Source organism: Arthrobacter sp. NicSoilB4 (assembly GCF_019977335.1).
Lineage (GTDB): Bacteria > Actinomycetota > Actinomycetes > Actinomycetales > Micrococcaceae > Arthrobacter.
On the sequence record NZ_AP024653.1, the window covers coordinates 3,051,014 to 3,067,354 of the forward strand.

Below are 16,341 nucleotides of genomic sequence, written 5' to 3' on the forward strand. Positions count from 1 at the left end.
GGGTGATGCGCTGGGGGTGATACACAGACAAAAAGGAACAGCCCCGCTGCGAGTGCAGCGGGGCTGTTCCTACGTCACGGGGGCCGTCAGACGGCCAACCCGATCAGAGATCAAACACAGATCAGCAAGTGTTACTTGATGATCTTGGTAACGCGTCCCGAACCAACGGTGCGGCCGCCTTCGCGGATAGCGAAGCCGAGGCCCTCTTCCATGGCGATGGGCTGGATGAGCGCAACGGTCATCTCAGTGTTGTCGCCAGGCATAACCATTTCCGTGCCTTCCGGCAGGGTGATAACGCCGGTTACGTCCGTGGTGCGGAAGTAGAACTGCGGGCGGTAGTTGGAGTAGAACGGGTTGTGACGTCCGCCTTCGTCCTTGGAGAGGATGTAGACGTTAGCCTCGAAGTCGGTGTGCGGGGTGATGGAACCCGGCTTGACGACAACCTGGCCACGCTCGACATCGTCGCGCTTCAGACCGCGGAGCAGGAGGCCACAGTTCTCGCCGGCCCATGCTTCGTCGAGCTGCTTGTGGAACATCTCGATACCGGTAACCGTGGTCTTCTGGACCGGGCGGATGCCGACGATCTCGACCTCGGAGTTGATGGCGAGGGTTCCACGCTCGGCGCGGCCCGTAACAACGGTGCCACGGCCGGTGATCGTGAAGACATCTTCGATCGGCATCAGGAACGGCTTGTCACGGTCACGTACGGGGTCCGGAACGGACTCGTCGACAGCTTCCATGAGGTCCTCGACGGACTTGACCCAAACCGGGTCGCCTTCGAGAGCCTTCAGACCGGATACGCGGACAACCGGAGCTTCATCGCCATCGAAGCCCTGAGCCGAAAGCAGCTCGCGAACTTCCATTTCGACGAGGTCGAGGAGCTCTTCGTCATCGACCATGTCCGACTTGTTCAGTGCGACCAGCAGGTAGGGGACACCAACCTGGCGGGCGAGCAGAACGTGCTCGCGGGTCTGAGCCATCGGGCCGTCAGTGGCGGCAACCACGAGGATTGCACCGTCCATCTGTGCAGCACCGGTGATCATGTTCTTGATGTAGTCAGCGTGACCCGGGGCGTCTACGTGTGCGTAGTGGCGCTTCTCGGTCTGGTACTCAACGTGGGAGATGTTGATGGTAATGCCGCGCTGACGCTCTTCGGGAGCAGAGTCAATGGACGCGAAGTCGCGCTGCTCGTTGAGTGTCGGGTACTTGTCGTACAGCACCTTGGAAATCGCGGCCGTCAACGTCGTCTTACCGTGGTCAACGTGACCAATGGTGCCGATGTTAACGTGCGGCTTAGTCCGCTCGAACTTTGCCTTTGCCACAGGTTCCTCCTAGAACGTTTTCAAATGACTTACCCTTCGACCGCGCTTGTCGCGGCGAAACTTCAGTAAGTCTACTTGGGGGGCTTTGGATTGATGAAATTGCAGATTCAGGAACTAATACTAGTCCCTCGAGCCTGTCGGTGCAGATGGCCGGTCCCGGCTAGCCGGAAAGCGCAGGCCGAAACCGGCCACCTGCACCGGGTGAATTTCCGGAAACGGAAACGCACCCGAGTTTGTTGCTGCGGGAGCCGTGGAGACTACTCGCCGCGGTTCTTCTGGATGATCTCGTCGGCGTATGCCTTCGGGACCTCGGCGTAGCTGTGGAACGTCATGGAGTACACAGCGCGGCCCTGGGTCTTCGAGCGCAGGTCACCGATGTAGCCGAACATGCCGGACAGCGGGACGTGCGCGCGGATGACCTTGACGCCCTGGGCATCTTCCATGGACTGCATCTGGCCACGGCGGGAGTTGAGGTCACCGATAACTTCACCCATGTATTCCTCAGGGGTGCGGACCTCGACATCCATCAGCGGTTCGAGCAGGACAGGGTTCGCCTTGCGTGCGGCTTCCTTGAAAGCCATACGGCCGGCGATCTTGAACGCCATTTCCGAGGAGTCAACATCGTGGTACGCGCCGTCAATCAGCGTGGCCTTGATGCCAACAACCGGGTAGCCAGCCAGGACGCCGTCGTTCAGCGCATCCTGGATGCCGGCGTCAACCGAGGGGATGTATTCGCGCGGAATACGTCCACCGGTGACCTTGTTCGAGAACTCGTACATCTCGCCCTCGGACGTGTCCAGCGGCTCGATCGCGATCTGGATCTTTGCGAACTGGCCGGAACCACCGGTCTGCTTCTTGTGCGTGTAGTCGTGACGCTCTACAGCACGCTTGATGGTTTCGCGGTACGCAACCTGGGGCTTGCCCACGTTTGCCTCGACCTTGAATTCGCGGCGCATGCGGTCCACCAGGATGTCCAGGTGGAGCTCGCCCATGCCGGCGATGATGGTCTGGCCGGTGTCTTCGTTGAGGGAGACCTGGAAGGTCGGGTCCTCAGCGGAGAGCTTCTGGATGGCCGTGGAGAGCTTCTCCTGGTCACCCTTGGTGTTCGGCTCGATCGCAACAGAGATCACGGGCTCCGGGAAGCTCATGGACTCGAGGACGATCTGGTTGCTGGAGTCGCACAGGGTGTCGCCCGTGGTGGTGTCCTTGAGGCCGATCGCTGCGTAGATGTGGCCGGCGGTAGCGCCGTCAACCGGCATTTCCTTGTTGGCGTGCATCTGGAACAGCTTGCCGATGCGCTCCTTCTTGCCCTTGGTGGAGTTGACCACCTGGGCGCCTGCTTCCACGTGACCGGAGTACACGCGGATGAAGGTGAGCTGACCGAAGAACGGGTGCGTGGCAATCTTGAACGCCAGAGCCGAGAACGGCTCTTCGGAAGACGGCTTGCGCGTCAGTTCCTTCTCTTCGTCGCGGGGATCGTGACCGATCATCGGCGGGACGTCGAGCGGGTTCGGCAGGTAGTCCACGACGGCGTCAAGCATCGGCTGGACGCCGCGGTTCTTGAACGCGGAGCCACAGAAGACCGGGTAGAGCTCGGAGTTGATCGTCATCTTGCGGATGCCGGCCTTGAGCTCGGCCTCGGAGATTTCTTCGCCTTCGAGGTACTTCTCCATGAGTTCTTCCGAGGACTCTGCAACGGTCTCAACGAGCGTTGCGCGGTACTCTTCAGCCTTTTCCTTGAGGTCAGCCGGGATCTCCTGGATCTCGTACTTGGCACCCATGGTGACGTCACCCTTGGAGTCGCCGGGCCAGACCAGTGCACGCATGTAGAGCAGGTCGACGACGCCGATGAAGTCGTTCTCGGCACCAATCGGCAGCTGCATAACGAGCGGCTTGGCACCGAGGCGGCTGATGATGGTGTCGACGGTGAAGTAGAAGTCAGCGCCGAGCTTGTCCATCTTGTTGACGAAGCAGATGCGCGGGACGTTGTACTTGTCGGCCTGGCGCCAAACAGTCTCAGACTGCGGCTCCACGCCTTCCTTGCCGTCGAACACAGCAACCGCACCGTCGAGGACGCGCAGGGAGCGCTCAACCTCAACCGTGAAGTCCACGTGGCCGGGGGTGTCAATGATGTTGATCTGGTTGTTTTCCCAGAAGCAGGTCACGGCGGCAGACGTGATGGTGATGCCGCGTTCCTTTTCCTGTTCCATCCAGTCAGTCGTCGAAGCGCCGTCGTGCGTTTCGCCGATCTTGTGGTTCACACCCGTGTAGAACAGGATGCGCTCGGTAGTAGTGGTCTTGCCGGCATCAATGTGGGCCATGATGCCGATATTGCGGACCTTGCTAAGGTCGGTAAGCACGTCCTGTGCCACGGTGTCTCCCTTTCGGATGGACTGCACGTTCGCCGCCGGCTCTGTTGAGCCGGCGGCGTCCGGGAAGTATTACCAGCGGTAGTGTGCGAAGGCCTTGTTGGACTCGGCCATCTTGTGGGTGTCTTCGCGACGCTTCACAGCGGCACCGAGACCGTTGGAGGCATCCAGAATCTCGTTCTGGAGGCGCTCGGTCATGGTCTTCTCGCGGCGGGCCTTCGAGTAGCCGACCAGCCAGCGCAGAGCGAGGGCGGTGGAGCGACCCGGCTTGACCTCAACCGGAACCTGGTAGGTGGCGCCACCGACGCGGCGGGAGCGGACCTCGAGGGAAGGCTTGACGTTCTCCATGGCCTTCTTGAGGGCTGCAACCGGGTCGCCGCCGGACTTGGCGCGAGCACCTTCGAGTGCACCGTAAACAATGCGCTCGGCGGTGGACTTCTTGCCGTCAACGAGCACCTTGTTGATCAGCTGGGTGACCAGCGGGGAGCCGTAAACGGGATCTAGAACTAGCGGCCGCTTGGGGGCCGGACCCTTGCGAGGCATATTACTTCTTCTCCATCTTTGCGCCGTAGCGGCTACGAGCCTGCTTACGGTTCTTGACACCCTGGGTATCGAGGGCGCCACGGACGATCTTGTAGCGGACACCCGGAAGGTCCTTAACGCGGCCGCCACGGACGAGCACAATGGAGTGCTCCTGCAGGTTGTGGCCTACACCGGGGATGTATGCGGTAACTTCAACGCCGCCGTTGAGGCGCACACGCGCAACCTTACGCAGAGCCGAGTTCGGCTTCTTCGGGGTCGTCGTGTACACGCGGGTGCAAACACCGCGGCGCATCGGGCTGCCGTTAAGCGCGGGAGCCTTGGTCTTCTTGACCTTAGGCGTGCGGCCCTTGCGGACCAGCTGGTTAATCGTAGGCACTCTCGTGTTCTCCGTTTTATCCGGAGCGGCCGTTGGCAGCCGCTCTCTTGTCGCTGCGCCCCGCCGCTCGAGCTTTGAAGTTCTCTCCAGAGCAGCTGAGGCGAAGCCTTAATAGTCGGACCGCACGCCGGGATCCACGGACTTGCGTCCTGAACTGTCCCTAGGCATGCGAAAATGTGGCATACGTTGCACAAGAACCCTGCAAACCGGAAACGTCGTCCTGGTCCAGCCGTTCAGCTTCAAGCTGTCTGACTAAAACCGGCGCACTCATCCACTGCCACAATAACAATTAGTCTCAAGTCTAACACGGACGGGTCCCAGCCCTTAATCGGCGGGGAATCCGGCCTCCCGACGTCGGCCCCTCCCCGGCGACGACTGCTCCGTTGCTGCCCTTTTGGAGCCCCATAAGGGCAGTATCGGAACAGTCGACGGGTTAAACGGGGATGGTCCCCCACCTTGCGGTGCGGGACCATCCTTGGGAAACGCTATAACGCCCGCGGTTAGCGGAAGTCGCTGCCCAGGTCGTAGTCATCCAGCGGGATGGCGTGGAACTCAGGAGCTCCGTCGCCGCCCAGGGAATCGTAGGAGAAGTCACTGAACGCGCTGGGGCCGGTGAACAGGTTGGCCTTTGCTTCCTCAGTGGGCTCCACGGTGACCTCGGTGTAGCGCGGGAGACCCGTGCCGGCCGGGATGAGCTTACCGATGATGACGTTTTCCTTGAGGCCGAGCAGCGGATCGCTCTTGCCTTCCATGGCCGCCTGCGTCAGGACGCGGGTGGTCTCCTGGAAGGAAGCTGCGGACAGCCAGGACTCGGTCGCCAGGGACGCCTTGGTGATGCCCATGAGCTCGGGACGGCCGGAGGCCGGCGTCTTGCCCTCGGACACAACACGGCGGTTGGCATCTTCGAAGCGGCTGCGCTCGGCGAGCTCGCCGGGCAGCAGATCCGATTCGCCGGACTCGATGACCGTGACGCGGCGCAGCATCTGGCGGACGATAACCTCGACGTGCTTGTCGTGGATACCGATGCCCTGGCTGCGGTACACGCCCTGGACCTCGTCCACCAGGAACTTCTGCGCGGCACGGGGGCCCATGATGCGCAGAACCTGCTTGGGGTCGACCGGACCGTTGATGAGCTTCTGGCCGACGCTGACGTGCTCGCCGTCTTCGATGAGAAGACGTGAACGGCGCAGGACCGGGTAAGCGATCTCTTCGGATCCGTCATCCGGGGTGATGACCAGGCGCATCTGGCGCTCGGACTCTTCGATGGTGATGCGGCCGGCTGCTTCAGCAATCGGCGCGACACCCTTCGGAGTACGGGCTTCGAAGAGCTCCTGGATACGGGGCAGACCCTGGGTGATGTCGTCGCCACCGCTGGAGGAAACAGCACCACCGGTGTGGAACGTACGCATGGTCAGCTGGGTACCCGGCTCACCGATGGACTGTGCGGCGATGATGCCGACTGCCTCACCGATGTCGACGGTCTTACCCGTGGCCAGCGAACGGCCGTAGCACAGGGCGCAAGTGCCGACGCTGGACTCACAGGTGAGTACGGAGCGGACCTTGACCTCGGTAATGCCGGCCGCGAACAGTTCGGCAATGACGACGTCGCCGCAGTCGGTGCCGCCTGCTGCCAGGACCTTGCCCTTGGAGTCAACGACATCCACGGCCAGGGTACGGGCGTACGCGCTGTTCTCGACGTTCTCGTCCAGGACCAGCTCGCCGTTCGAGTCTGCGACGGCGATGGCGGTCATAAGACCACGCTCCGTGCCGCAATCCTCTTCGCGGACGATGACGTCCTGCGACACGTCCACCAGACGACGGGTCAGGTAACCCGAGTTGGCGGTACGCAGGGCGGTGTCAGCCAGACCCTTACGGGCACCGTGCGTGGCGATGAAGTATTCCAGCACCGACAGGCCCTCGCGGTAGGAGGACTTGATCGGACGCGGGATGATCTCGCCCTTAGGGTTGGCCACCAGGCCACGGATACCCGCAATCTGGCGGACCTGCATCCAGTTACCACGGGCACCGGAGGACACCATGCGGTTGATGGTGTTCATCGGGGACAGGCTGTCACGCATCGCCTGGGCGATCTCGTTCGTAGCCTTGTTCCAGATTTCGATCAGTTCCTGGCGACGCTCGTCGTCGTCGATCAGGCCCTTGTCGTACTGGCCCTGGATCTTGGCAGCCATGGTCTCGTAGCCGGCGAGGATCCGCGGCTTGTCCTGGGGCACCTCGATGTCGGAGATGGCGACGGTGACGCCGGACCGGGTGGCCCAGTAGAAACCGGCATCCTTCAGGTTGTCCAGCGTTGCCGCCGTGACCACCTTCGGGTAGCGCTCGGCAAGGTCGTTGACGATCCGGGACAGTTCGCCCTTGTCAGCAACATCCTCGACCCACGGGTAATCCTCGGGCAGGGTCTCGTTGAAGAGGACCTGGCCCAGGGAGGTCTGGACGAGCACGGTCTGACCCGGCTCCCAGCCTTCCGGAGCTTCCCAGCCGGCGTAAGGGACAAAGCCCTCAAGACGGATCTTGACCTGGGAGTTCAGGTGCAGCTCGTGCAGGTCGTACGCCATGATGGCTTCCGACACGGAGGAGAAGATCCGGCCCTCGCCAGCTGAACCGACACGCTTGGTGGTCAGGTGGTAGAGGCCGATGATCATATCCTGCGAAGGCAGCGTCACCGGGCGTCCGTCAGACGGCTTCAGGATGTTGTTCGAGGACAGCATCAGGATGCGGGCCTCAGCCTGCGCCTCGGGGCTCAGCGGCAGGTGGACTGCCATCTGGTCGCCGTCGAAGTCGGCGTTGAAGGCGCCACAAACCAGCGGGTGAAGCTGGATTGCCTTGCCTTCAACAAGCTGCGGTTCGAACGCCTGGATGCCGAGACGGTGCAGGGTAGGTGCACGGTTCAGCAGCACGGGGTGTTCGGTGATGATCTCTTCGAGAACATCCCAGACCTGCGGGCGGTAGCGCTCGACCATACGCTTGGCCGACTTGATGTTCTGGGCGTGGTTGAGGTCAACCAGGCGCTTCATCACGAACGGCTTGAAGAGCTCCAGCGCCATCTGCTTCGGCAGACCACACTGGTGCAGCTTCAGCTGCGGGCCGACGACGATCACGGAACGGCCGGAGTAGTCAACGCGCTTACCCAGGAGGTTCTGGCGGAAACGACCCTGCTTGCCCTTGAGCATGTCACTCAGGGACTTCAGCGGACGGTTGCCCGGTCCGGTGACCGGACGGCCGCGGCGGCCGTTGTCGAAGAGGCTGTCAACAGCTTCCTGAAGCATGCGCTTCTCGTTGTTGACGATGATCTCCGGAGCACCGAGATCAAGCAGGCGCTTGAGGCGGTTGTTGCGGTTGATCACGCGGCGGTAGAGGTCGTTGAGGTCGGAGGTCGCGAAGCGGCCACCGTCCAGCTGGACCATCGGGCGCAGTTCCGGCGGGATCACCGGGACGGCGTCCAGCACCATGCCGAGCGGGCTGTTGTTGGTGGTCAGGAACGCGTTGACCACCTTGAGCCGCTTCAGGGCGCGGGTCTTGCGCTGGCCCTTGCCGTTGGCGATGATGTCGCGGAGCATGTCCGACTCGGCCTGCATGTCGAAGTTCTCAAGACGCTTCTTGATGGCTTCGGCACCCATGGAGCCTTCGAAGTACATGCCGTAGCGGTCGCGCAGTTCGCGGTACAGGCCTTCGTCACCTTCGAGGTCGGCGACCTTGAGGTTCTTGAAGCGGTCCCAGACCTGCTCGAGGCGCTCGATCTCAGCATCCGCGCGCTTGCGGACGTTGGCCATCTGGCGGTCAGCGGAGTCGCGGGCCTTCTTCTTGTCGGCAGCCTTGGCGCCTTCGCCTTCGAGACGGGCAAGCTCGTTCTCGAGGTCGCGGGCGATCGTGGCGATGTCCGAGTCGCGGTTGTCGATCAGCTGCTTCTTCTCGATGTCGTGCTCAACCTGGAGGTTGGGCAGTTCTTCGTGGCGGCTGTCGGCGTCGACGCTCGTGATCATGTAGGCGGCGAAGTAGATGACCTTTTCGAGGTCCTTCGGCGCCAGGTCGAGGAGGTAGCCCAGCCGGGACGGAACACCCTTGAAGTACCAGATGTGCGTGACCGGTGCGGCCAGCTCGATGTGGCCCATGCGCTCACGGCGGACCTTTGCACGGGTGACCTCAACGCCACACCGCTCGCAGATGATGCCCTTGAAGCGCACGCGCTTGTACTTGCCGCAGTAGCATTCCCAGTCGCGGGACGGGCCGAAGATCTTCTCGCAGAAGAGGCCGTCCTTCTCAGGCTTGAGCGTGCGGTAGTTGATGGTTTCCGGCTTCTTAACCTCGCCGTAAGACCAGCCACGGATGTCTTCCGCGGTGGCGAGGCCGATCTGCATGAGGCCGAAGGAGGATTCGCTGGACATATGGTCCCTGTTCTCTCTTGTTCTCTAAATTCTGAAGTCTTGGGTTACGGGAAGAGGGAGGAGTGTCCGACGGCGGGTGGTGACCCGCCGTCGGACATCACCTGCTAAACCTCTTCTACGGAACTGGGCTCTGCACGAGACAGATCGATGCCCAGTTCTTCCGCAGCCGTGAAGACTGCGTCATCAGAGTCACGCATTTCAATTGTGGTTCCGTCCGTGGAAAGAACTTCCACGTTCAGGCACAGCGACTGCATTTCCTTGATCAAGACCTTGAAGGACTCAGGAACGCCCGGCTCCGGGATGTTCTCGCCCTTGACGATGGCTTCGTAGACCTTCACACGACCATGGATGTCATCCGACTTGATCGTGAGGAGTTCCTGGAGGGTGTAGGCGGCGCCGTAAGCTTCGAGCGCCCACACTTCCATTTCACCGAAGCGCTGGCCACCGAACTGTGCCTTACCACCCAGCGGCTGCTGCGTGATCATGGAGTACGGGCCGGTGGAGCGCGCGTGGATCTTGTCGTCCACCAGGTGGTGGAGCTTCAGGATGTACATGTAGCCGACCGAGATCGGATCCGGGAACGGCTCGCCGGAGCGGCCGTCGAACAGACGGGTCTTGCCTGAGGAGTTGATCAGGCGGACGCCGTCGCGGGTGACGTTGGTGGAGTCGAGGAGACCAGTGATTTCCTCTTCACGCGCACCGTCGAAGACCGGCGTTGCAACAGTGGTCGAGCCACTCTCGCGCGGCAGGTTCGGCAGCTGCTTGACCCACTCGGGCTCGCCCTCGATCTTCCAGCCGGTCTTGGCAACCCAGCCGAGGTGCGTTTCCAGCACCTGGCCGACGTTCATACGGCCCGGAACACCCAGCGGGTTCAGGACGATATCAACGGGGGTACCGTCGGCAAGGAAGGGCATGTCCTCGATCGGAAGGATCTTGGAGATGACGCCCTTGTTGCCGTGGCGGCCGGCGAGCTTGTCGCCGTCGGTGATCTTGCGCTTGGCAGCAACGTAGACGCGGACGAGCTGGTTGACGCCCGGGGGCAGTTCGTCGTCGTTGTCGCGGTCGAAGACGCGGACACCGATGACGGTGCCGGACTCGCCGTGCGGAACCTTCAGGGAGGTGTCGCGCACTTCGCGGGACTTCTCACCGAAGATGGCGCGCAGCAGGCGCTCTTCCGGGGTCAGCTCGGTCTCGCCCTTGGGCGTGACCTTTCCGACCAGGATGTCGCCGGCTTCAACCTCGGCGCCGATGTGGATGATGCCGCGCTCGTCCAGGCCTGCCAGGACTTCCTCCGACACGTTCGGGATGTCACGGGTGATTTCCTCGGCACCAAGCTTGGTGTCGCGGGCATCGATCTCGTGCTCCTCGATGTGGATGGAGGAAAGAACGTCCTCAGCCACGATGCGCTGGGACAGGATGATGGCATCCTCGAAGTTGTGGCCTTCCCATGACATGAATGCCACGAGCAGGTTCTTGCCGAGGGCCAGTTCGCCCTGGTCCGTTGCCGGGCCGTCAGCGATGATGCCGCCGACTTCCAGGCGCTGGCCTTCGCTCACCAGAACGCGGTGGTTGTAGCAGTTGCCCTGGTTGGAGCGGGCGAACTTGTTGATCCGGTAATTGGTTTCCGTACCGTCGTCGTTGAGCATGATGACCAGCTCAGCGGAGACCTCGGTCACCACGCCTGCCTTCTTCGCGATGACAACGTCACCGGCGTCGACGGCAGCGGCGCGCTCCATGCCGGTACCGACGAACGGCGCCTCGGAACGGACCAGCGGCACGGCCTGGCGCTGCATGTTGGCACCCATAAGTGCGCGGTTTGCATCGTCATGCTCGAGGAACGGGATCAGGGCCGTAGCCACGGACACCATCTGGCGCGGGGAAACGTCCATGAACTCGACGTCGGCGGCGGGAACCAGCACGGGCTCGCCTCCACCACCACGGGCACGGACCAGGACGGTCTCTTCCGCGAACTTCTTGTTCGCATCGAGCGGAGCGTTGGCCTGGGCAATCAGGACCTCTGCTTCGTCGTCGGCGGTGAGGTACTGGACCTCATCGGAGACAACACCCTCGGCCACGAGGCGGTACGGGGTCTCGATGAAACCGAACGGGTTGATGCGTCCGTAGGATGCCAGCGAACCGATCAGACCAATGTTCGGGCCTTCAGGAGTTTCGATGGGGCACATACGTCCGTAGTGGGACGGGTGAACGTCTCGGACTTCCATGCCTGCACGGTCACGGGACAGACCACCCGGGCCAAGCGCCGACAGACGGCGCTTGTGGGTCAGACCCGACAGCGGGTTGTTCTGGTCCATGAACTGGGACAGCTGGGAGGTTCCGAAGAACTCCTTGATGGCTGCCACGACGGGGCGGATGTTGATCAGCGTCTGCGGCGTGATGGCCTCGACGTCCTGGGTCGTCATCCGCTCGCGGACAACGCGCTCCATACGGGACAGGCCGGTGCGGACCTGGTTCTCGATGAGCTCGCCGACGGCGCGGATGCGGCGGTTGCCGAAGTGGTCGATGTCATCGATCTCAACGCGCAGCTCGTGGTCCTGGCCGTCGCGCTTGCCCGTGAGGGTCTTCTCACCGGCGTGCAGGGCAACGAGGAACTTGATCATGGCGACGATGTCTTCAACGTGCAGGACAGACGCTTCCTTGTCACCAAGGGAGCGGTCGATGCCGAGCTTGCGGTTGATCTTGTAGCGGCCAACCTTGGCCAGATCGTAACGCTTGGAGTTGAAGTACAGGTTGTCCAGCAGGGACTGGGCAGCCTCGACCGTGGGCGGCTCGCCCGGTCGCAGCTTCCGGTAGATGTCCAGCAAGGCGTCCTCGCGGGTTTCGGTGGCGTCCTTCTCCAGCGTTGCGCGCATGGAGTCGTACTGGCCGAACTCTTCGAGGATCTGGCCTTCGGTCCAGCCGAGGGCCTTCAGCAGCACCGTGACGGACTGCTTGCGCTTGCGGTCGAGGCGAACGCCGACCTGGTCGCGCTTGTCGATTTCGAGTTCGAACCAGGCGCCGCGGGACGGGATGATCTTCGCAGTGAAGATGTCCTTGTCGCTGGTCTTGTCGGCGGTGCGCTCAAAGTAGGCGCCCGGGGAGCGGACCAGCTGGGAGACAACGACACGCTCGGTGCCGTTGACGACGAAGGTGCCCTTCTCGGTCATCAGCGGGAAGTCACCCATGAACACGGTCTGCTGCTTGATTTCGCCCGTGTTGTTGTTCATGAATTCGGCCTTGACGTACAGCGGAGCCGAGTACGTTGCGTCCCGGTCCTTGCACTCAGCCATGGTGTATTTCGGATCAGCGAACTCCGGCTCGGAGAAGCTCAGGGACATGGTGCCCTGGAAATCCTCGATCGGGGAGATCTCTTCAAAGATGTCGGACAGACCCGAGGAGGTGGCGACGCTGAGGTCGCCTTCTTCGACGGCCTTGGCTACGCGGGCCTGCCAGCGTTCGTTACCGACCAGCCAGTCAAAGCTGTCGGTTTGCAGGGCAAGCAGATTCGGAACGTCAAGCGGTTCGTGAATCTTTGCGAATGAGAGCCGGCGGGTTGCACCGTCGGTGCTGTCGGCATTGATAGCGGTAGCGTTGTTTACATTAGAGGTGCTCGAGGCGACCAAGAGGGATCCTTCCACAGACCTTCAGGCGTTTTCAGATCTCCCCCGTTATGCACCCTGCGAAAGTGACTCCGCAGTGCTACCAGTCCGGTTCCGCTATATGACCCGGGACCCGCGCTGACCATGATGGTGCCGTTGTTGACGGCACATTGATGGCGCAGCAGCCAGGCTAAGCCCACCGCTATATGAAGGCTGAAGGTAAACAGGGAAGACGCAAATATCTACGATACGGCAAAGCAACCTACTTGTCTACCCCACTTCGCCCGGGATTGCAAGCAGTGGGCCCGGCTCCCGGATGGGGTATAAAGCGCCACGACAGAGCGCCGGAACCGAGGGTCGAGCAGGTGCCAAATGGCCCCGTGACGGGGGTCACGATAACCTTGCAGTACATCGTTCAAGATCGGAAGAGATAACCATGAGCAACTCTGCAGACAACAATGATGTTGTCATCCTCGCCGCCGCCCGCACCCCCCAGGGCCGCCTCAACGGCCAGCTCGCCAGCTTCACGGCGGTGGAGCTTGGCGCCCACGCCATCCGGGCAGCCCTGGCTGCCAGCGGAGTGAAGGCCGAGCAGGTGGACTCGGTGATCATGGGCCAGGTGCTGCAGGCCGGGGCGGGCCAGAACCCTGCCCGCCAGAGCGCCATCGGCGCCGGCATCGGCTGGAACGTCCCCACTGTCACCATCAACAAGGTCTGCCTGTCCGGGCTGACCGCGGTGATCGACGCCGCCCGGATGATCCGCAGCGGCGATGCCACGGTCGTCGTCGCCGGCGGCCAGGAGTCGATGACCCGCGCGCCGCACATCCTCCCCGGTTCCCGGCAGGGCTGGACCTACGGCACCGTCCAGGCGCTCGACGTCGCAGCCCATGACGGGCTGACCGACGCCTTCGACGGGCATTCCATGGGACTGTCCACCGAGAGCAAGAACCTCACGCTGGGCATTGACCGCACGTCCCAGGATGAGGTGGCGGCAGCGTCCCACCAGCGCGCTGCCCGGGCCTCCAAGGACGGGGTGTTCGACGGCGAAATCGCCCCGATCAGCGTCAAGCAGCGCAAGGGCGACCCGATCATCCTGGCCGCCGACGAAGGAATCCGGCCGGACACCACCGTGGGTTCGCTGGCCGGGCTGCGGGCAGCATTCGTCACGGACGGCACCATCACCGCCGGCAACTCCTCTCCCCTGTCCGACGGCGCCTCCGCGCTCGTCCTCTCCTCGCGGAAGTTCGCCGAGGACAACGGCCTCGAGTACCTCGCCGTCGTCGGCAAGCCCGGGCAGGTGGCCGGACCGGACAACTCGCTGCACTCCCAGCCCTCCAACGCGATCCAGAACGCCTTGCACAAGGCCGGCTGGTCCACGGCGGACCTGGATTTCATTGAGATCAACGAGGCCTTCGGCTCCGTGGCCGTCCAGTCGCTCAAGGACCTCGACTACCCGCTGGAGAAGTGCAACATCCACGGCGGCGCGATCGCCCTGGGCCACCCGATCGGCGCTTCCGGCGCCCGGCTCGCCCTGCATGCGGCCCATGAGCTGAAGCGGCGCGGCACCGGCAAGGCTGCCGTCTCCCTGTGCGGCGGCGGCGGCCAGGGCGAAGCGCTCCTGCTGTTCCGCGACTGAGCACCGTGAGCGAGCCTGCAGCGCCAAACAGCGGGGCGGCCGCCGCCAGCGCCGTCGGCCGGGAGCGGTTCCTGGCCGACGCCGCCGCGCGGGGCCTCGATGTCCGGATCGTCGAGCGGCTGGCCGCCAACAGCCTGGAGGAGGCGGCACGGATCCTGGGAATCCAGCCCGGGGATATCGTGAAGTCGCTTGTGGTCAAGCACAAGGACGGGAGTTTCCTGTTCGCCCTCATCCCGGGCGACCGGCAGATCTCCTGGCCCAAGCTCCGGGCTTTGCTCGGCGTCAACAAGCTCTCGCTGCCGACGGCGGACATCGCCCTGGACGCCACGGGCTACGAGCGCGGCACCATCACCCCGCTCGGCAGTACCGTGGCCTGGCCCGTTTATGCGGACGCGAGCATCACCGGCCGCCGGATTTCGATGGGTGCCGGCGAGCACGGCTACAGCGCGTTCGTGGACGCCGATGCCTTGACCGCCGCCCTCGGTGCCGTCGTGGCGGACATCTCTGAACCGAACTGACCGGCCGGCCGATCTAACCCGGCCGGGTTAACACAACGCGGGGTCACTTCCGGCCCATCCCGACCTCAGGGATGGGCCGGAAGTGACCCCGCGTTGCTGTTTCCCGACACCGGGCACAGCGGACGGTAAAGGCCCCTAAACGCAGGAAACCCCGCCCACCGGAGTGGACGGGGTTTCCCGGAGCAGAACGGGAACACGAGGTTCCCGGCCGGTTCCAGAAGCGGCGAGTTACTTGAGGGTAACGCGTGCGCCGGCTTCTTCGAGCTGTGCAACAGCCTTCTCGGCAGCTTCCTTGGTGACACCTTCGAGAACAGCCTTCGGAGCGCTGTCAACCAGGTCCTTGGCTTCCTTGAGACCCAGGGAAGTGATGGCGCGAACTTCCTTGATGACTGCAATCTTCTTGTCGCCCGGGTGCTCCAGGACGACGTCGAATGCGGTCTTCTCTTCTTCTTCTGCAGCGGCGCCGGCAGCGGGGCCAGCAACAGCAACAGCAGCAGCCGTAACTTCGAAGGTCTCTTCGAAGAGCTTGACGAACTCAGAGAGCTCGATGATGGTCAGTTCCTTGAAAGCTTCAATGAGCTCTTCGTTGGTGAGCTTCGCCATGGTGTGGCGTCCTTCCTATAGTGGTGTCCGGCAGCCCGGGGGCTGGCCTTCGCACCGGAGTCTGGTTTAGAGAGTTAGTTCTCTTCGGGGGCTGCAGCGTCGGCCGGAGCCTCAGCAGCGGCGTCAGCCGGAGCTTCAGCGGGAGCGTCGGCCGGGGCTTCTTCAGCGGCGGGCGCTTCGGCTTCGGCCGGTGCACCGTTCTCTTCTTCAAGCTTGAGGCGCAGCGCGTCGATGATGCGTGCAGCGGCGGCAGCAGGAGCCTTGAGGATGCCTGCAACCTTGGCGAGCTGCAGCTCGCGGGACTCGAGTGCTGCCAGGGCAGCAACTTCGCTGGCGTTCAGTGCCTTGCCCTCGAAGTAACCGGTCTTGATAACCAGCTGCTTGTTGGTCTTGGCAAAATCCGTCAGGCTCTTGGCAGCGGCAACTGCGTCACCCTTGATGAACGCGATTGCAGTGGGGCCGGCGAGCTGACCGTCGAATGCTTCGACACCAGCTTCCTTGGCTGCAATAGCGGTCAGGGTGTTCTTGACGACCGAGAACTTGGTGTCCTGGCCGAGAGAGACACGCAGCTGCTTGAGCTGTGCAACGGTGAGCCCACGGTATTCGGTCAGGACAGCGGCGTTCGATTCCTTGAAATCGTTAGTGATCTCAGCTACTGCTGAAACCTTGCTAGGCGTTGCCATAACCCTCCTTCCGGGGATAGTGCCGGTGATTCCCGGTCCCCGCTCAAAAGAGCTAAAAACTAAAAACGCCCCGCGCAGATGCACGGGGCTTGTCTCGACGCGGTCCATGACTGCGGAGCTTTGCTTCGTTCACCTGCGCCGGCCGCCCTATGTTCAGGGTCCTTCGTCTGGAGATCCACTGGCTCTCCCGGCGCGACTGCAGAAGTGAGTCTTGCTTGGGAGAGTGGATTTCCAACAACCGACGGTCTTTGGTCCTCCCAGCTTACGCGAGACCCGCCGTGTGCTCCAAATCGGC

Annotated in this window: 10 protein-coding genes; 2 read left to right on the forward strand and 8 right to left on the reverse strand. The window is 62.8% G+C overall.

Annotation, left to right across the window (positions count from 1 at the left end; genetic code table 11):
- Positions 1-131: 131 nt before the first annotated feature.
- The 6 genes from tuf to rpoB all read right to left on the reverse strand — a co-directional run bounded on the left by tuf (position 132) and on the right by rpoB (position 12,630).
- Entirely contained in the window at positions 132-1,322 is a 1,191-nt protein-coding gene (tuf, locus tag LDO13_RS13845) for an elongation factor Tu (RefSeq protein ID WP_055797147.1), read from the reverse strand.
- A gap of 257 nt (positions 1,323-1,579) precedes the next feature.
- On the reverse strand, positions 1,580-3,694 hold the full coding sequence (gene fusA, locus LDO13_RS13850; RefSeq protein WP_224047273.1) for an elongation factor G: 2,115 nt from the start codon (positions 3,692-3,694) through the stop codon (positions 1,580-1,582).
- A 69-nt stretch (positions 3,695-3,763) separates the two neighbouring features.
- Positions 3,764-4,234, reverse strand: a complete 471-nt coding sequence (gene rpsG, locus LDO13_RS13855) for a 30S ribosomal protein S7 (protein WP_011692813.1) — start codon at positions 4,232-4,234, stop codon at positions 3,764-3,766.
- Between the two features lies 1 nt (position 4,235).
- A complete protein-coding gene (gene rpsL / locus LDO13_RS13860; protein ID WP_011692814.1) occupies positions 4,236-4,610 on the reverse strand; it encodes a 30S ribosomal protein S12 in 375 nt (124 codons plus the stop codon).
- A gap of 500 nt (positions 4,611-5,110) precedes the next feature.
- Positions 5,111-9,010, reverse strand: a complete 3,900-nt coding sequence (locus tag LDO13_RS13865; protein ID WP_224047274.1) for a DNA-directed RNA polymerase subunit beta' — start codon at positions 9,008-9,010, stop codon at positions 5,111-5,113.
- A gap of 104 nt (positions 9,011-9,114) precedes the next feature.
- A complete protein-coding gene (gene rpoB, locus LDO13_RS13870) occupies positions 9,115-12,630 on the reverse strand; it encodes a DNA-directed RNA polymerase subunit beta (RefSeq protein ID WP_224047275.1) in 3,516 nt (1,171 codons plus the stop codon).
- A 412-nt stretch (positions 12,631-13,042) separates the two neighbouring features.
- On the opposite strand from rpoB, the gene LDO13_RS13875 reads away from it, so the two are divergent.
- Together LDO13_RS13875 and LDO13_RS13880 are read left to right on the forward strand one after the other, a co-directional pair.
- Positions 13,043-14,242 (forward strand): acetyl-CoA C-acetyltransferase, encoded by a 1,200-nt coding sequence (locus LDO13_RS13875; RefSeq protein WP_224047276.1) that lies wholly within the window; start codon positions 13,043-13,045, stop codon positions 14,240-14,242.
- Positions 14,243-14,247: 5 nt separating this feature from the next.
- Positions 14,248-14,760 (forward strand): YbaK/EbsC family protein, encoded by a 513-nt coding sequence (locus LDO13_RS13880; RefSeq protein ID WP_224047277.1) that lies wholly within the window; start codon positions 14,248-14,250, stop codon positions 14,758-14,760.
- A gap of 228 nt (positions 14,761-14,988) precedes the next feature.
- Here the strand turns inward: LDO13_RS13880 and rplL are convergent, their stop codons facing one another.
- Positions 14,989-15,363, reverse strand: a complete 375-nt coding sequence (gene rplL / locus LDO13_RS13885; RefSeq protein WP_224047278.1) for a 50S ribosomal protein L7/L12 — start codon at positions 15,361-15,363, stop codon at positions 14,989-14,991.
- Positions 15,364-15,437: 74 nt separating this feature from the next.
- Entirely contained in the window at positions 15,438-16,046 is a 609-nt protein-coding gene (gene rplJ, locus LDO13_RS13890) for a 50S ribosomal protein L10 (RefSeq protein WP_224047279.1), read from the reverse strand.
- Between the last annotated feature and the right edge of the window lie 295 nt (positions 16,047-16,341).